The sequence below is a fragment of the Streptomyces sp. NPDC056222 genome, from assembly GCF_042264065.1.
In the GTDB taxonomy this organism is placed as follows: domain Bacteria; phylum Actinomycetota; class Actinomycetes; order Streptomycetales; family Streptomycetaceae; genus Streptomyces.
Genome location: NZ_JBHJTL010000024.1, coordinates 49,947 through 66,262, shown reverse-complemented (window position 1 = coordinate 66,262; position 16,316 = coordinate 49,947). Strand labels below are relative to the sequence as shown.

Below are 16,316 nucleotides of genomic sequence, written 5' to 3'. Positions count from 1 at the left end.
CCCCGCTCACCCCCGCGGCCCTGTCACGCCACGACACCGTCCCCTCGTAGCGTCTCCAGCTCCACCGGCCCCACCCCGAGCTCACCGAGCACCGCATCCGTGTCCTCCCCCAAAGCCGGGATGCGGCCCATCCGGGCCTCGGGTCCGTCCGGGAACGTGACCGGCGGCAGCAGGGTCCGCAGCGGCCCGGCCGCCGAGTCCACGAACCGCCAACGGTCCCGCGCCGCCAGTTGCGGATGCTCCGCCAGATCCGCGACCGTGTTCAGCCGCGCGCAGGCGACCCCCGCCGCGTCCAGTCGCGCCAGCGCCTCCGCCGCCGTCAGCGGCGCCAGCGCGTCCGCCACCACCGCGTCCGTCTTCGCACGGCCGGCCACCCGCGCCGTGTTCGTGGCGAACGCCGGATCGTCCGCCAGATCCGGTCGGCCCAGGACCTGTTCGGCGAGCCGCCGCCACTCACGGTCGTTCTGGACCGACAGCAGAACCAGGCTCCCGTCGGCCGTCGGATAGGCGTCGTACGGCGCGATCACGGCGTGCGCCAGCCCCGTGCGCGCCGGTGCCGTGCCCCCGTGCATCCCGTGGTGCAGCGGATGCCCCATCCACTCGGCCAGCGAGTCGAGCAGCGACACCTCCACGGGCCCGCCCCGCCCTGTCGTCCCCCGTCGCACCAGCGCGGCGAGGACGCCCGAGAAGGCGTACATCCCCGCCGCGATGTCGGCCGCCGGAATCCCCGACTTGACCGGCTGTTCCTCCGTCCCGGTCACCGAGACCAGTCCCGCCTCGCACTGCACGAGCATGTCGTAGGCCCGCTTGTGCGCGTACGGTCCACCCGGCCCGTACCCGGAGACGTCCACCGCGATCAGCCGGGGATGCGCTGCGCAGAGCGTGGCCGCGTCCAGGCCGAGCCGGGCCGCCGCGCCCTGCGCCAGGTTCTGGACGAAGACGTCGGCACCGGCCACCAGCCGGCGGACCAGGGCGAGCCCCCGGGCGTCCTTGAGGTCGACGGCCACCGACTCCTTGCCGCGGTTGCACCACACGAAGTGCGAGGCCAGGCCCCGCGCGGCCGTGTCGTAGCCCCGTGCGAAGTCTCCGCCGTCCGGACGCTCGATCTTGACGACGCGGGCGCCCAGGTCCGCGAGCTGACGGGTGGCGAAGGGGGCGGCGACGGCCTGTTCGACCGCCACGACCGTGATCCCCTCCAGGGGGAGTGGCTGAGTGCTCATGACAGCCCTGCCTACCCTGCGGGCGGCGCCTTGTCACCGTCGCCCTCGTCACCGTCGCCCTCGTCACCGTCGCCCTCGGGCGGTGTCACCCGCGGGCGTAGCGCCGCACCGCGAGCGGGGCGAAGACCGCGATCAGCGCCAGCGACCAGAGCAGCGCCCCGGCCACCGGGTGCGCCACCGGCCAGGCGGCGTCCGCCGGCACGGTCGCGTTGCCGAACAGCTCCCGTACGGCCGTCGTCACCGCCGAGATCGGGTTCCACTCGGCGACCGTCCGCAGCCAGCCGGCCATGTTCTCCGTCGGGATGTACGCGTTCGAGAGCAGCGGCAGCATGAATGTGGCGCTGCCCAACTGGCCGGCCGCCTCCTCGCTCTGCGAGGCGAGGCCCAGCAGGATGCCCACCCAGGTCGCCGCGAAGCGGAAGAGCAGTAGCAGACCGAAGGCGCCCAGCGCCTCCGGAGCGGTGCCCTCGATCCGCCAGCCCATCGCGAGCCCGACCAGGATCATCGGGACCATGCCGACCGCGCTCGTCACGAGATCGGCGAGCGCCTGCCCCAGCGGGACGGCGGCTCGGCTCATCGGCATGGTCCGGAAGCGGTCCATCACGCCCCGGTGGGTGTCCTGGGCGGCCTGGAACATTCCTGTCATGAGCCCGCCCGCAGCCGTCGCCACGAGCAGGCCGGGCACCAGGTACGCCCGGTACTCGGTGCCCGGCATGGCGAGCGCGCTGCCGAAGACGTACCCGAAGAAGAGCAGGAAGACGATCGGCATGGTCTGCGTCATGACGGCGATCGCCGGGGCCCGGCGGACCTTGTGCAGGTGGCGGCCCAGTACGGCCCACCCGTCTCCCACCGCCGCCCCTACGGAGAGCGCTTCGCGCGCGCCTGCCTTTTCGTCGTGGACCAGTGCGCTCATGCGGCGAGCTCCTTCCGGTCGGTGAGGCGCAGGAACACCTCGTCGAGGGTGGGCGGACGCAGGGACGCGTCGATGATGTGGACGCCGGCCGCGTCGATCTCGCGGACGATCCGGGGGAGGGTGACGGTGGTGTCCGTGGTCACCGCGCCGACCGTGCGCCGCTCGGCGTCGAGCACGGGTGCCGAGCCGGTCAGCTGGTCGAGCACGGCGGCCGCCGCGTCGAGCAGCGCCGGGTCGGCGACCACCACCTCGGCCCAACTGCCGATCATCGCCTTGAGTTCGGACGGAGTGCCGCGATGCGCGGCCCGGCCCTCGTCGATCAGCACGATGTCGTCGGCGAGCTGATCGGCCTCCTCCAGGTACTGCGTCGTCAGCACCACGGTCGTGCCCTGGGACGCCAACCCCCGTACGGCGTCCCAGATCCCGTTCCGGCTGTGCGGGTCGAGCCCTGTCGTCGGCTCGTCGAGGAAGAGGACCCGCGGCGGGACCAGCAGGCTCGCCGCGAGATCGAGCCGGCGGCGCATCCCGCCCGAGTAGGTCCGGGCGGGCCGGCCGGCCGCCTCCGTGAGGCCGAACTGCTCCAGGAGTTCGTCGGCGCGGGAGCGCGGGGCGCGCAGCAGTCTGGCGAAGAGCCGCAGGTTCTCGGCGCCGGAGAGGTCCCCGTCGACCGAGGCGTACTGGCTGGTGACCGCGATCCGCCTCCGTACCCCCGCCGGGTCGCGCACCACGTCGTGTCCCGCGACCCGCGCGCTGCCCGCGTCCGGGGCGACCAGCGTGGTCAGGACCCGGACGGCGGTCGTCTTGCCCGCGCCGTTGGGGCCGAGGACCCCGCAGACCGTGCCCTCGGGGACGGCCAGATCGAGTCCGCGCAGCGCGTGGATCTCCCCGAACCGTTTCCGCAGACCCTCACTAAGTACAGCGTACGTAGTAGTCATGGCTCGACCATACCCCACTACGTACGGTGTACGTAACTACGATGGTGGGGAGGTGATGATCAATGGCGGGCCGAGCGGCCGAACCGGAAGTGATCTGGGCGCGCCCCGAGCGCACGGGCCGTGGCCCGAAACCGGCGTACAGCAGGGCCGACATCGTGGCCGCCGCGGTGCGGATCGCCGACGCCGACGGGATCGACGCGCTCTCGATGCGCCGGATCGCGGCCGACATCGGCTGCGGCACGATGTCGCTCTACAACTACGTCCCGCGCAAGGAGGACCTGTACGAGCTGATGGTCGACGCCGTCAGCGGCGAGTACGACCTCCCCGACCCTCCGAGCGGTGACTGGCGCGCGGACATGGTCCACGTGGCGCGCGAGGCCCGGGGCATCCTGCGCCGCCACCCCTGGGTGATCAGGCTGATGACGACCGGGTACGCCTTCGGCCCCAACGCGCTGCGCTTCCTGGAGGGGTGTCTGGCCTGCCTGGACGGCCTCGACCTGCCCGGCGGCACCAAGATGGAGCTGATCGCGACGGTGAACGGCACGGTCATGACGATCGTCGCCAACGAACTCGCCATCGCCGAGCGCGCCCGCGGACTGCCCTGGTCGGAGGAGCAGGAGCAGGCGGTGCGCGGGGCCTATCTGGCGGAGCGGCTCGCGGGCGGTGCCTACCCCAGGCTGGCCGCGGTGTTCGGCGCGGCCGGGGTCGGTCCCCTCGACCCCGACGAGATCTTCGACCGGACGCTGGGGCGGGTCCTCGATTCCTTCGTCCCGGGCCGGGTTCCGCCGTCCTAGAGCAGCGCGAACTGGCCCTCCGGCCCCTCCTCCTGATGGTCCAGCACGGAGGCGGGGCGGCGCGCCGCGTCGGGTACGGGGAGCACTCCCGCCTCCCGCAGCGCGGCCCGGGTCAGTGGCGTGCCGCGCGTGAGCGCCTCCCGCTCCGGCTCCCGCTGGGCCAGGAGGGTCAGGACCGTGATCAGCTCCAGGAGCTCCGAGGTCCACTCCTGCGGCCAGGCCGCCGGCCCGATGGCCTCCAGACCGCCGGGCTCTGCGGGCGCGGTCCGGTGCGCGAACCACTGCTCGAGCATCCGCACCCCGCCGACATGGAACTCCCACGCCTCGGCCGGGACGGGCGAGATCCTGCCGTCGTCCAGGGTCAGGGTCTCCTCCTCCGGCTCGTACGCGAGCACGGTCGGCCGCGCCGGGATCGGGGCCCGCACATAGGGCCGTCTGCCACCGGGCAGCCGGGGCCGCTCGCCGCCACGGGAGCCCCGCAGCTGGATGTCGGTGAGCCGCCGGCCCAGCTCCACGCCCGCGACCCAGAGGTCCGGGTCCGCGGGGAGCGGGACGCGACAGCCGGCGGCCGAGGGGCGGGCGGCGGCGACGGCCCAGGCCAGTACCGACTCCGGGGCGACCGGCCGTCCGTACCGCTCGCTCAGCAGCGGGAGCAGACCGGGTGCGAGGTTCGGCTCCTCGCCCCCGGGGCGACGGAAGAGCGGCCGGATCCGCCCCGGGCGTCCCGCGGGGGAGCGGCCGGCGGGCAGCGCCGAGGTCACCAGGAGCGCGGGACCGGCCGCCCCCGGCACGTACCCCTGCTCCACGGCGAACAGCTGCCGCTCGTCGGCGACCCGCCAGAGCTCCGGGCGGGCGGTGTCGATGAGCCGGTGATCAGGGAGCAGCCACTGCTCGTCGAACGGGCCATGGGCCAGCCGTACCGGCTCCGGGCACGGCCCCGACTCACGGACGAACCGGACGGTGCCGGTCCGCTGTCCGGGCAGCGCGGCCACCGAACTCGACGGCGTACGCGCCCGGCTGGGCCGGAACAGCTCCTCGCGCTCGGTACCCTCCGCCTGGACGAGACGGTCCCAGCGCGCCCGCAGCGTCCGGACGTCGGGCGCCACGATCCAGGAACGGCCGAGCCGCATCGGCGCGACGGACCACGGCATCAGCTCGTCCAGGAGAGGCGCGTCGTCCAGCGGTACGTCTTCGGTCACGCCCCGGATGCTAGCGAGCGGGCTCAGTGCGCCTCCACCGTCACGGTGAACGAGAACCGGTCACCCCGGTAGCGGATCCGGGCCACGTCGACCACCCGGCCGTCCTCGTCGTAGGTCACACCGGTGTAGTGGAGGATCGGGGAGAGCAGCGGCACCTCGAGGAGCGCGGCCGTCTCCGGGTCGGCGAGGCGGGCCTCGACGGTGTCCGTGATCCGGCTGATCCGGACCCCCATCACGTCCCGCAGCACCTTCGTCATCGGCCAGCGCTCCAGATCGGCGGGGTCGAGACCGGCCGCGATCTCCGGCCGTACCGCGTTCTGCGCCCAGTTGGTCGGCTCGCCGGTCTCCCCGTCGCGCCGCAGCCGCCGGTACGCGACGACCTCGGTCACATCGGGGAAGTACTCGGCCAGCTCGCCCGGCACCGGCTCGCTGCCGTGACCGAGGACGGTGGTCCGTTCGCCGGACTGCTGGGCCACGATCGCGTCGATCGAGCCGAGCAGCCGGCGCGGGCTGGAGCGCCGGGCGCCCGGTTCGATGAAGGTGCCGCGCCGCCGGTGCCTGCTGATCAGGCCCTCCTCCTCCAGCTCCTTGAGGGCCTGGCGCATGGTCAGCACGCTCACGCCGTAGTGCGCGGCGAGCTGCTCCTCGGTGGGCAGCCGCAGCGAGGCGTCGGGCGTGCGGCCCAGTATGGAGGCGCGCAACGACTGCGAGACCTGATACCAGAGCGGCAGCTTGCGGTTCAGGACCAGCGAGTCGGGAGCGAAGGCGGTCACGGCGTTCTCCGTACGACGACTACGACTACGACGAGACTCGACGGCTACGAGACTCTACGGCCGGAAGTGGCGCTCCAGACCCTGCCACACGTCGTCGTACCCCTTCTGCAGATGGTCGGCGTTCGCGGCCTGGCCGGTGGCGGTGACGGGCCAGCGGGTCTCGAACATGAAGGCAAGACCGTCGTCGATCCGCTGCGGCTTCAGCTCCGCCGCGCTCGCCCTGTCGAAGGTCTCCCGGTCCGGGCCGTGCGCGGACATCATGTTGTGCAGCGAGCCTCCGCCGGGCACGAAGCCCTCCGCCTTGGCGTCGTAGGCGCCTTCGATCAGGCCCATGTACTCGCTCATCACATTGCGGTGGAAGTACGGCGGGCGGAAGGTGTCCTCGCCGACCAGCCAGCGCGGCGCGAAGACCACGAAGTCGACACCCGCCAGGCCCGGGGTGTCGGACGGCGAGGTGAGGACCGTGAAGATCGACGGGTCCGGGTGGTCGTACGAGATCGTCCCGATGACGTTGAAACGGTGCAGGTCGTAGACGTACGGGGTGTGGTTGCCGTGCCAGGCGACGACATCGAGCGGGGAGTGGCCGTACGTCGCCGACCAGAGGTTTCCGCAGTACTTGTTGACGACCTCGACCGGGCCCTCGACGTCCTCGTAGGCGGCGACGGGGGCGCGGAAGTCGCGGGCGTTGGCCAGGCCGTTGGCGCCGATCGGACCGAGATCGGGGAGCTGGAAGGGCGCCCCGTAGTTCTCGCAGACGTATCCGCGGGCGCTCTCGTCCAGGAGCTCCACGCGGAAGCGGACGCCGCGCGGGATCAGCGCGACCTCGCCGGGGCGGGCGGCGAGCAGGCCCAGCTCGGTGCGGAGCAGGAGCCCGCCGCGCTCGGGGACGATCAGCAGCTCGCCGTCGGCGTCGCTGAAGACCCGGTCCATGGACGCGTTCGCGTGGTACAGGTGCACGGCCATGCCGGCGCGCTGGGTGGCGTCGCCGTTGCCGCCGAGGGTCCACAGGCCGGCAAGCCAGTCCGTGCCCGGCGCCGGGTCGGGCAGCGGGTTCCAGCGCAGCCGGTTGGGGTCGGGGACGGTCTCGGTGAAGGGTGCCGAACGCAACGCGCCGTTGTCGATCCGGGCGAACGGCGGGTGCGCGGCCGAGGGCCGGATGCGGTAGAGCCACGAGCGGTGGTTGTGCGCCCGGGGCTCGGTGAAGGCGCTGCCGCTGAGCTGCTCGGCGTAGAGACCGAGAGGGGCGCGCTGTGGCGAGTTGCGGCCGTGCGGCAGCGCGCCGGGCACCGCCTCCGAGCTGTGCTCGTTGCCGAAGCCGGTGCTGTAGTCCAGCGCCTCGGCCACTTTCCTGGCCTGCTCCGTCGGCTGTTCCGTGGTCATCGCCCGCTCCTGTCCTGAGCCCGCAAAGGAATCCTATGGATGACCGTAGGATTCCGCGACCGCTCGCGTCAACGGGTCACGGTTCGACGTGATGCGTGCAGAAGGGGTTCCAAAAGATGAACATTGCTCTACTCTCACGCGCATGTCGTGGACCCGTAGGCTCCTTGTCGCGCTCTCGGTCGTTCTCGCGGCGCTCGCCGCCGCCCTCGTCACCGCTCCCGGGGCCCAGGCCCACGAGGAGCGGCCCGTCACCTTCCCCGACGGCTCCGGCAGTGTGCCGACGCTGCGCACCGGGGAACCCGATCTGCTGGTCTGCAAGACCGACCGGGCCGACTTCACCCGCCGCGTCTCCGGCTTCCCGGCCGAGGTGAAGGCCCGGAACCTGGCCCTGTTCGAACGCTGTACGCGGACCGGCTACCGCCATCTCCAACAGGCCGTCGACGCCGTCGACCGACCCGGAATGACCATCGCCGTCCTGCCCGGCCTGTACGAGGAGGAGCCCTCGCAGCCCGCGCCGACCGGCGCCTGCGCCTCGCTCAAGGCGCCGAACTCCGCGCTCGGCTACCAGATCCTGTCGTACGAGCAGCAGAAGCAGTGCCCCCACAACCAGAACCTGGTCGCGATCCTCGGCAAGAAGAACCTCCAGATCGAGGGCACCGGAGCCTCGCGCCTCGACGTCGTCCTCGACGCCAAGTACACCAAGCTCAACGCGATACGGGCCGACGAGTCCGACGGGATCTACTTCCGCAACTTCACCGCCCAGCGCACCACCTTCAACTCGCTGTACGTGCTCGCCGGCGACGGCTTCGTCATCGACGATGTGCTGACCCGATGGAACGACGAGTACGGCTTCCTGACCTTCGCCTCCGACCACGGCCTGTACAAGAACTGCGAGTCGTACGGCAACGGGGACTCCGGCATCTACCCCGGCTCGGCCTCCGACATCAACAACGGCCGCGGCTACGACGTCCCGCGCTACTCCATCGAGATCACCGGCTGCCGCAGCCACCACAACATGGTCGGCTACTCGGGCACGGCCGGGGACTCGGTCTACGTCCACGACAACGAGTTCGACCACAACATGGGCGGCGCGTCGATGGACTCCGCCTTCCCCGGCCACCCCGGACTCCCGCAGAACCACGCCCGCTTCGAGCGGAACCTGATCCACGACAACAACCAGAACTACTACCGGTACGTCGCCGACGGGACCTGCGCCAAGCCGCCCGTCGAGCGCGGCTACGAACAGGGCGTCGTCTGCCCGCAGATCTCCATGCCACCCGGCACCGGCATCATCACGGCGGGCGGCAACTGGAACCTGTACGAGAACAACTGGGTGTACGGGCACCAGCGCGCCGCCTTCTTCCTGAGCGCCGTCCCCGCCTTCATCCGCGGCGAGTCCGACTGGGGCAAGCAGACCGACACCTCCCACCACAACCGTTACGCCGGCAACCACCTGGGCGTCGACCGCTCCGGCGCCTCCCGCCCCAACCGCGCGGACGTGTGGTGGGACGGCCAGGGCGGCGGCAACTGCTGGCAGGCCGACGCCGGGGCGTCCAGCCCGGGCGCCCTGCCCGCGTGCGGGGCGCGGCGGGGCGAGGTCTCGGGGAACACCGACCGGCTCGTCGGCGAACCGGCCAAGCTGGCCCACCTTCTCGTCTGCGCCGACTACAACGTCCAGGCGCGACGGCTGCCGGCCGGCTGCGACTGGTACGGGGCGCGGGGCATCCAGCGCGTCGAGACCCAGCTCGCCCTGGCGGTCGCGGTCGTCCTCGCCCTGGTCGGCGGTGTCCTGTGGTGGCGCAGGCTCCGCGGCAGCCGGCTCGCGGGCGCGGCGACCCTCGTGGGCCTCGTGGGCCTGGCGCTGGACGTGGCCGGCTCGACCCTCGGCCTGTCCTCGGGCCCCGTCCCCGCCCTGGCGCTGCTGCTCGTCGGCGCCTGGTGGACGGCGCTCGGCCTGGCCCTGCGGCCGGCCCGCCCCGCCTTCGCCTGGACCACCCTCGCCCTCGGCGCCCTCACCCTCCTCGACGCCTTCGACAAGGCCGTCCTGATGATCCCCTGGATCCCGCTGAGCCCGGCCTGGCTGCGCGGACTCCTCGCCGTGCTCTGGGTGCTCTGGGCCGTGGTGGCGGCCGGCCGCCGCACCCCACCGGCCTCCGTCGCCCCGCCCGCACGGCAGGACGAGGCCGCCGAGACCGCTGGAGGCCGGGCATGAGCGCCGAGCCGACAACCGGCACGCCCGCGACGACCGAGGCGACCGCACTGCGCAGGACCGGAGGGGGTGCCGCCGTGCGGGGGGCGGGCCGGGGAAGGGCATCTGAGAGTGGGACCGGCGGGGGAGGGCCTGCGATGCGTGGGACCGGCCAGGGGGGCGCCGCGTCGCGTGGGACCGGTGGGGGGCCTGCGGTGCGTGGGGCCGGCCGGGGAGGCGCCGCGGCGCGTGGGGTCGGCGGGGGAGCAGTCGCCCGCGCCTCGGCCGGCCGCGCCTCGGCCCCCCGCGGCGGGACCGCTGCCCGGCGTGCGGCCGCCCTCGGCGGGATCGTTCTCGCCGTCGCCCTCGCCGTCGGGTGCGGCGGCCGGGCCACCACGCATCACAAGCCGGGCACCAGCCACCAGGAGGCGACCGGGGGCAGCGGGACGCTGCTCCCGGCGAAGGACGAGGCCGGGCACCGGCTGCGGGAGGTGCCCGCCGCGGGCGCCCCCGCCGTACGGGCCGATGCGCGGCCCGACACCGAGGGCGGCTGGAACGTCCATCTGACCGTGGAGAGGTTCCGCTTCACCCCCGAGAGCGTCGGCGGCGCCGCGATCCCGGGCCGCGGGCACGCCCGGCTCCTCGTCGACGGCAAGGAGGCCGGCCGGGTCTACGGACCCTGGCACCACATCCCGCCCGGTGCGCGCACCGTGACCGTCCGCCTCCACGCGGACGACCACACCGTCTGGGCCGTCGCGGGCAGGCCGATCGAGGCCACCGTCCCCCTGACCGGCGCCGCGCCCACCGCGGGCGCGACCGCGACACCGACCGCCACCGCCACAGCCGCCGGCCGGACCGTCGCGATCACCGTCTCCGGCACCTCCGTACAACCACCCCCTTCCCGCGTCGAGTTGAAGCAGGGCGAGCGCATCACCCTTCGCGTCACCAGCGACCGCGCCGACACCCTCCATGTCCACGGCTACGACCGCGAACTGCCCCTCGCCCCCGGCGAACCCGCCTCCCTCACCCTGACCGCCGACCGCACCGGACTCTTCGAGGTCGAGACCCATGAGTCCGGACTCCTGCTGACCCAACTCGTCGTCCGGTGACCACTCCCGCGCGCCTCCTCGCCCACGGAGTCGGCTCCCAGCACGACCTCCCCCTCTCGCCCTTCTACGCCTACGCCGGCGCGTTCGCCGCGCTCTTCGTCTCCTTCCTCGCCCTGGGCCTCCTCTGGTCCTCCTCCCGCTTCCGCGGAGACCGGGCGGGCCGCCCCCTGCCCGCCGCCGTCCAGCGCCTCGCCGACGCCCCGGCCACCCGCACCGCCCTCCGTCTCGTCGGCGCGGGCGCCGGCCTCGCCGTCCTGCTCCATCTCCTCCTCGGGCCCGACGACCCCGACCGCAACCCCGCCCCCGGCGCCGTCTACGTCCTGCTGTGGGTCGGGCTCGTCCCCGCCTCCCTCCTCCTCGGCCCCGTCTGGCGCCTCCTCAACCCCCTGCGCACCCTCCACGCCCTGCTCCCCGCGGTCCGGGCCCCTCGCCCCGTGCCCGCCGGTCTCGGCATCCGCCCCGCCGCCGCGGGACTCCTCCTCTTCGCCTGGCTCGAACTCGCCGCCCCCGACCCCGCGTCCACCACCACCCTCCTGGCATTCCTCGCCGTCCTCACGGCCACCGGCCTCCTCGGCGCCGCCCGCCACGGCCCCGACTGGTTCGCCCACGCCGACCCCTTCGAGGCCTACTCCTCGCTCCTCGCCCGGCTCTCCCCGCTCGGCCGCCGCGCCGACGGCCGACTCGTCCTGCGCTCGCCCTTCGACGGCCTCGACTCCACCCCGCAGACCCCCGGCCTCGTCGCCACCGTCTGCGTCCTCCTCGGCTCCACCGCCTACGACGGCATCTCCGACAACCCCCGCTGGGTCACCACCCTCCAGACCTCCGCGCTCGGCCCGACCCTCACCGCCACCCTCGGCCTGCTCGCCGCCGTCGCCCTCGTCGCCGTCCTCTACGCCCTGTGCGCCGGCACCCTGCGCCTCATGTCCCGCACGCTCGCCCGCCCCCTCACGTCCTTCGCCCACTCCCTCCTGCCGATCGCCCTCGGCTATCTCGTCGCGCACTACTTCACACTCTTCGTCACCGAAGGGTCACGTACAGTCATGATGGCAGCGGGCACTGACAACGCCGCCGCGCCCGCCCCACCCCTGAGCCCCGGCGGCCTCGCCACCCTCCAGGTCGCCGCGATCGTCACCGGTCATGTCCTCGGCGTCGTGGCCGCCCACGACCGCTCCGTGCGCCTCTTCCCGCCCGCCCGGGCGGTGGCCGGGCAACTCCCGCTGTTCGCGCTGATGATCGCGTACACCCTCGGCGGCATCGGCCTGCTCATCGCCTGACCCGCGCATCTCCCGACCCGAACCGGGATCGGAGCGGCATCATGGACCCCGTGCCCCCGCCCTCACTCCGCCGCACCCCCGTCCAGCAGCGCAGCGCCGAGCGCCTCGCCCGGATCCTCGACGCCTGTGCCGAACTCCTCGACGAGACCGGCTACGAGCAGCTGAGCACCCGCGCCGTCGCCGTCCGCGCGGGTGTCCCCATCGGCTCCGTCTACCGCTTCTTCGGCAACAAGCGCGCCATGGCCGACGCCCTCGCCCAGCGCAACCTCGACCGCTACGCCGAGCGGATCGCCGCCCGGCTCGCCGCGGCCGGAGACGTCGACGCGTACAGCGCGATCGACGGCGTCCTGGACGAGTACATCGCCATGAAGCGCACGGTCCCCGGTTTCGCGCTCGTCGACTTCGGCGTCCCGGCCCCGCCCGCGGGCGAGGGGCCGGGCGAGGATGCCAACCACCTCGTCGCCGACCGCCTCTGCGGCCTGCTCGCCGACCATCTCGGCCGTACCACCGACGACGTCCTGCGCCGCAAGGTGCTGGTCGGCGTCGAGGCCGCCGACGCGCTGCTCCAGCTCGCCTTCCGCACGGCCCCGTCCGGGGACCCGGGGCTCGTCGCGGAGATCCGCGAGCTTCTCTACGCCTATCTCGCGCCGTCCCTGACATGACCCTCCCCACCGTGCGTACCGGTCGGTATGCTCGCTGATGCCCGCGCGTCACAGCCGCCGCCCCAGGGAGCCCGCCATGTCCACCGCCCTGCGTATCTGTCCGCTCTGCGAAGCCACCTGCGGGCTGACCCTCACCCTCGACGGCTCCCGTGTCACCGGCGCTCGCGGGGACCGGGACGATGTCTTCAGTCAGGGCTTCATCTGCCCCAAGGGCGCCTCCTTCGGCGAGGTCGACGCCGACCCCGACCGGCTCACCGGCCCCCTCGTCCGCAAGGACGGCATCCTCCAGGAGGCCACCTGGACCGAGGCGTTCGACGCCATCGCCGCCCGCGTCCGGCCCCTGATCGAGGAGCACGGCCCGAACGCGGTGGGCGTCGTCCTCGGCAACCCGAACGTCCACACCATGGCCGGCGCGCTCTACCCGCCCCTGCTGCTCGGCGCCCTGCGCACGCGGAACCTCTTCACCGCCTCCACGCTCGACCAGATGCCCAAGCACGTCTCCAGCGGACTGCTCTTCGGCGACCCCTTCGCCATCCCCGTACCGGACCTGGACCGCACCGACCACCTCCTGATGCTCGGCGCCAACCCCCTGGACTCCAACGGAAGTCTCTGCACCGCCCCCGACTTCCCCGGCAAGCTCAAGGCGCTGCGCAGGCGCGGCGGCACCCTCACCGTCGTCGACCCGCGCCGTACGCGCACGGCCCGGCTCGCCGATCGCCATGTCGCCATCCGCCCCGGCGCCGACGCCTTCTTCCTCGCCGCACTCGTCCACACCCTCTTCGCCGAGGACCTCACGGACCTCGGTGCGCTCACCGAGCACGTCGAGGGAGTGGAGGAGGTACGGGAAGCGGTACGGGACTTCACGCCCGAGGCCGTCGCCACCGCCTGCGACCTGGACGCCGACACCATCCGCACCATCGCCCGGGAACTGGCCGCCGCACCGACGGCCGCCGTCTACGGCCGCATGGGCAGCTCCACCGTCGCGTACGGCACGCTCGCCAACTGGCTCGTCGACGTCCTCAACGTCCTCACCGGCAACCTGGACCGCCCCGGCGGCGCGCTCTTCCCGCTCGCCGCCACGGCCCCCGCGCCCCGCCCGGCGGGATCCGGCAAGGGCTTCGCCCTGGGCCGCTGGAGCAGCCGTGTCTCCGGTCACCCGGAGGCCAAGGGCGAGATCCCGATGGCCGCCCTCGCCGAGGAGATCGAGACGGAGGGGGAGGGGCGTATCCGGGTCGTGATCACCGTCGCCGCCAACCCCGTCCTGTCCGCACCCGACGGCACGCGTCTCGACGCGGCCCTGGGCACCTTGGACTTCATGGTCGCCGTCGACCCGTACCTCAACGAGACCACGCGCCACGCCGATGTCGTGCTGCCCCCGCCGCCACCCTCGCAGAGCGCGCACTTCGACTTCGCCTTCAACAACTTCGCCGTCCGCAACCAGGCCCGCTTCACGCCCGCCGCCGTCCCTCTGGAAGAGGGACGCATGGACGAGTGCGAGATCCACGCCCGGCTGATCCTCGCCGTCGCCGGGATGCACGGCGCGCCGCCCTCGGCCGTCGACGACCTCGCCATCGACACCACCCTCGCCAAGGCCGTCGCACAGGAGCACTCGCCCGTCCACGGCGCCGACCCCAAGGCCGTCGCGGCCCGACTGAGCGGTGTGACCGGGCCCGAGCGGCGCCTCGACATGATGCTGCGCCTCGGCCCGTACGACCTGGACCTCGAAGCCCTCCGCCGGGCGCCCCACGGCATCGACCTCGGCCCGCTGAAGCCCCGCCTCCCCGGGCTCCTCAAGACCCGCAGCGGACGCGTCGAGCTGCTGCCCACGCCGATCGCCGCCGATCTGCCCCGGCTGCGCGCCGCCCTCGACACCGAACCGGGCGGCCTCGTCCTCGTCGGCCGGCGGCATCTGCGCTCCAACAACAGCTGGCTGCACAACGCGCCGTCCCTCAACAGCGGCTCGAACCGGTGCACCCTCCAGATCCACCCGGACGACGCCGACCGGCTCGGCCTCGCCGACGGCAAGCCCGCGCGGATCGCGGCCGAGGGCGGCGAGCTGGAGGTCGAGGTGGAGATCACCGACTCCGTACGGAACGGGGTGGTGAGCCTGCCGCACGGCTGGGGCCACGACCGTCCGGGCACCCGCCTCGCGGTCGCCGCCGCACGCCCCGGGGTCAATGTGAACCAGCTCCTCGACGGCACCCGGCTGGACCCGCTGTCCGGCACCGCCGTGCTCAACGGCTTCCCCGTGGAGCTGTCACCCCTGCCGTGACCTGGGGTTTTGCTCGTATTGCTCACGCGTCGACATCTTGTTAACCGCGGAAGGGGGCACCTAACGTCATCCGAACGCCGCACCGGTGGGAGCCGCCCCGGTGGGAGTTCAAAGGTGAACGTGAGGTGTCCTCCATGCTGACCGTCCTCGGCTTCGCCATGATCGCGACCTTCCTGGTCCTGATCATGATGAAGAAGATGTCGCCGATCGCGGCGCTCGTGCTGATTCCCGCGTTGTTCTGCGTCGTCGTCGGGCAGGGAGCCCAGCTCGGCGACTACGTCCTCGAAGGCGTGGGCAAGCTGGCGCCCACCGCGGCGATGCTGATGTTCGCCATCGTCTACTTCGGCGTGATGATCGACGTCGGTCTCTTCGACCCGATCGTCCGGGGCATCCTGCGCTTCTGCAAGGCCGACCCGGTGCGTGTGGTGGTCGGTACGGCGGCGCTCGCCGCGATCGTCTCGCTCGACGGCGACGGCTCCACCACCTTCATGATCACCGTTTCGGCGATGTATCCGCTCTACAAGCGGCTCGGGATGAGCCTCGTCGTCATGACCGGTGTCGCCGCCACCGCCAACGGCGTCATGAACACCCTGCCCTGGGGCGGCCCCACCGCCCGCGCCGCGACCGCGCTCAAGCTGGACGCGGCCGACATCTTCGTCCCGATGATCCCGGCGCTCGGCATGGGCCTGCTCTTCGTCTTCCTCCTCGCGTACGTCCTCGGTCGCCGCGAGCGCAAGCGCATCGGCTACCTCACCCTGGACGAGGTTCTCGAGCCGACGCAGACCGAGACCGTCCTGGTGAAGGCCGGGGCCGGTACGGAAACCTCGAAGGCGTCCGGCGGCTCCGGCGGTGCCGGTGACACCCTGGGACGGCCCGGTGCCGCCCCCGGGCAGCCCGAGGGGGCTTCCGAGGAGGGCTTCCCCGGCCTCGACCCGAACCGCCCGACCCTGCGGCCCAAGCTGTACTGGTTCAACGCCGGCCTCACCGTCGCGCTGCTCACCGCGATGATCCTCGAACTGCTGCCGATCCCGGTCCTCTTCCTGCTCGGCGCCGCGCTCGCGCTCACCGTCAACTACCCGAACATGGCCGATCAGAAGGCCCGGATCGCCGCCCACGCCGACAACGTCCTCAATGTCGCCGGCATGGTCTTCGCGGCCGCCGTGTTCACCGGCGTCCTCACCGGCACCGGCATGGTCAAGCACATGGCCGACTGGCTCGTGGGTGCCATCCCTGCGGGCATGGGCCCGCACATGGCCCTGGTCACGGGCGTGCTCAGCCTGCCGCTGACGTACTTCATGTCGAACGACGGCTTCTACTTCGGTGTCCTGCCGGTCCTCGCCGAGGCGGGCGCGGCCCACGGCGTGTCCCCGCTGGAGATCGCCCGCGCCTCGATCGCCGGCCAGGCCCTGCACATGTCGAGCCCGCTCGTTCCGGCCGTCTATGTCCTCGTCGGCATGGCGAAGGTGGAGTTCGGCGACCACACCAGGTTCACGGTGAAGTGGGCGGCGCTCACCTCGCTGGTGGTCCTCGCGGCCGGGATCCTCTTCGGGGTCATCTAGTCCGCGGTCGGCGGAGGGCGGGTGGTTCCTCCGCCGGG

At 72.9% G+C, this 16,316-nt stretch carries 13 protein-coding genes; 7 read left to right on the top strand and 6 right to left on the bottom strand.

Features of this window, described 5'->3' with window-relative positions:
* Positions 1 to 23: 23 nt before the first annotated feature.
* The 3 genes from ACFC0D_RS14455 to ACFC0D_RS14445 form a co-directional block, all read right to left on the bottom strand.
* Positions 24 to 1,220 (bottom strand): CaiB/BaiF CoA transferase family protein, encoded by a 1,197-nt coding sequence (locus tag ACFC0D_RS14455; protein ID WP_376434720.1) that lies wholly within the window; start codon positions 1,218 to 1,220, stop codon positions 24 to 26.
* Positions 1,221 to 1,305: 85 nt separating this feature from the next.
* Positions 1,306 to 2,133 (bottom strand): ABC transporter permease, encoded by an 828-nt coding sequence (locus tag ACFC0D_RS14450; RefSeq protein ID WP_376434718.1) that lies wholly within the window; start codon positions 2,131 to 2,133, stop codon positions 1,306 to 1,308.
* Positions 2,130 to 3,068, bottom strand: a complete 939-nt coding sequence (locus ACFC0D_RS14445; protein ID WP_376434716.1) for an ATP-binding cassette domain-containing protein — start codon at positions 3,066 to 3,068, stop codon at positions 2,130 to 2,132. The genes ACFC0D_RS14450 and ACFC0D_RS14445 overlap by 4 nt, the downstream gene beginning before the upstream one ends.
* A 62-nt stretch (positions 3,069 to 3,130) precedes the next feature.
* On the opposite strand from ACFC0D_RS14445, the gene ACFC0D_RS14440 reads away from it, so the two are divergent.
* Positions 3,131 to 3,862, top strand: coding sequence for a TetR/AcrR family transcriptional regulator (locus ACFC0D_RS14440; RefSeq protein WP_376434714.1), 732 nt, complete (start codon positions 3,131 to 3,133; stop codon positions 3,860 to 3,862).
* On the opposite strand, the gene ACFC0D_RS14435 is transcribed toward ACFC0D_RS14440, so the two are convergent.
* From ACFC0D_RS14435 to hmgA, 3 genes are read right to left on the bottom strand one after another with little or no spacing between them, the layout of a single operon-like run.
* Positions 3,859 to 5,070: a type ISP restriction/modification enzyme gene (locus ACFC0D_RS14435; RefSeq protein WP_376434779.1), complete on the bottom strand. Its 1,212-nt coding sequence runs from the start codon at positions 5,068 to 5,070 to the stop codon at positions 3,859 to 3,861. The two genes, ACFC0D_RS14440 and ACFC0D_RS14435, sit on opposite strands and share 4 nt — an antisense overlap.
* 14 nt (positions 5,071 to 5,084) lie before the next feature.
* Positions 5,085 to 5,834 carry a GntR family transcriptional regulator gene (locus ACFC0D_RS14430; RefSeq protein WP_376434712.1) on the bottom strand — a complete coding sequence of 250 codons (750 nt, stop codon included), beginning with the start codon at positions 5,832 to 5,834 and terminating at the stop codon, positions 5,085 to 5,087.
* A 54-nt stretch (positions 5,835 to 5,888) separates the two neighbouring features.
* Positions 5,889 to 7,214: a homogentisate 1,2-dioxygenase gene (gene hmgA / locus ACFC0D_RS14425; protein ID WP_376434710.1), complete on the bottom strand. Its 1,326-nt coding sequence runs from the start codon at positions 7,212 to 7,214 to the stop codon at positions 5,889 to 5,891.
* A 142-nt stretch (positions 7,215 to 7,356) separates the two neighbouring features.
* Here hmgA and ACFC0D_RS14420 point away from each other — a divergent pair, with 142 nt between their 5' ends.
* The 6 genes from ACFC0D_RS14420 to ACFC0D_RS14395 all read left to right on the top strand — a co-directional run bounded on the left by ACFC0D_RS14420 (position 7,357) and on the right by ACFC0D_RS14395 (position 16,278).
* Positions 7,357 to 9,426 (top strand): right-handed parallel beta-helix repeat-containing protein, encoded by a 2,070-nt coding sequence (locus tag ACFC0D_RS14420; RefSeq protein WP_376434708.1) that lies wholly within the window; start codon positions 7,357 to 7,359, stop codon positions 9,424 to 9,426.
* A gap of 323 nt (positions 9,427 to 9,749) precedes the next feature.
* Positions 9,750 to 10,511, top strand: a complete 762-nt coding sequence (locus ACFC0D_RS14415) for a hypothetical protein (RefSeq protein WP_376434777.1) — start codon at positions 9,750 to 9,752, stop codon at positions 10,509 to 10,511.
* Positions 10,508 to 11,785, top strand: a complete 1,278-nt coding sequence (locus ACFC0D_RS14410) for a hypothetical protein (RefSeq protein WP_376434706.1) — start codon at positions 10,508 to 10,510, stop codon at positions 11,783 to 11,785. Before ACFC0D_RS14415 ends, ACFC0D_RS14410 begins: the two co-directional genes overlap by 4 nt.
* A 41-nt stretch (positions 11,786 to 11,826) precedes the next feature.
* Complete coding sequence (locus tag ACFC0D_RS14405; protein WP_376434704.1) at positions 11,827 to 12,447, top strand: TetR family transcriptional regulator; 621 nt, start codon at positions 11,827 to 11,829, stop codon at positions 12,445 to 12,447.
* Positions 12,448 to 12,523: 76 nt separating this feature from the next.
* Positions 12,524 to 14,719, top strand: coding sequence for a molybdopterin-dependent oxidoreductase (locus tag ACFC0D_RS14400; protein WP_376434702.1), 2,196 nt, complete (start codon positions 12,524 to 12,526; stop codon positions 14,717 to 14,719).
* A 134-nt stretch (positions 14,720 to 14,853) separates the two neighbouring features.
* The gene (locus ACFC0D_RS14395; RefSeq protein ID WP_376434775.1) at positions 14,854 to 16,278 is read left to right on the top strand and encodes a CitMHS family transporter; all 1,425 of its coding nucleotides are present in this window, start codon (positions 14,854 to 14,856) and stop codon (positions 16,276 to 16,278) included.
* Positions 16,279 to 16,316: the final 38 nt, after the last annotated feature.

What these genes read in the sequence shown, in the direction of transcription:
- ACFC0D_RS14405 (WP_376434704.1), top strand. Translation starts at nt 11,827, where the DNA reads ATGGACCCCGTGCCCCCGCCCTCACTCCGCCGCACCCCCGTCCAGCAG.
- hmgA (WP_376434710.1), bottom strand. Translation starts at nt 7,214, where the DNA reads ATGACCACGGAACAGCCGACGGAGCAGGCCAGGAAAGTGGCCGAGGCG.
- ACFC0D_RS14455 (WP_376434720.1), bottom strand. Translation starts at nt 1,220, where the DNA reads ATGAGCACTCAGCCACTCCCCCTGGAGGGGATCACGGTCGTGGCGGTC.
- ACFC0D_RS14450 (WP_376434718.1), bottom strand. Translation starts at nt 2,133, where the DNA reads ATGAGCGCACTGGTCCACGACGAAAAGGCAGGCGCGCGCGAAGCGCTC.
- ACFC0D_RS14395 (WP_376434775.1), top strand. Translation starts at nt 14,854, where the DNA reads ATGCTGACCGTCCTCGGCTTCGCCATGATCGCGACCTTCCTGGTCCTG.
- ACFC0D_RS14440 (WP_376434714.1), top strand. Translation starts at nt 3,131, where the DNA reads ATGGCGGGCCGAGCGGCCGAACCGGAAGTGATCTGGGCGCGCCCCGAG.
- ACFC0D_RS14420 (WP_376434708.1), top strand. Translation starts at nt 7,357, where the DNA reads ATGTCGTGGACCCGTAGGCTCCTTGTCGCGCTCTCGGTCGTTCTCGCG.
- ACFC0D_RS14400 (WP_376434702.1), top strand. Translation starts at nt 12,524, where the DNA reads ATGTCCACCGCCCTGCGTATCTGTCCGCTCTGCGAAGCCACCTGCGGG.
- ACFC0D_RS14445 (WP_376434716.1), bottom strand. Translation starts at nt 3,068, where the DNA reads ATGACTACTACGTACGCTGTACTTAGTGAGGGTCTGCGGAAACGGTTC.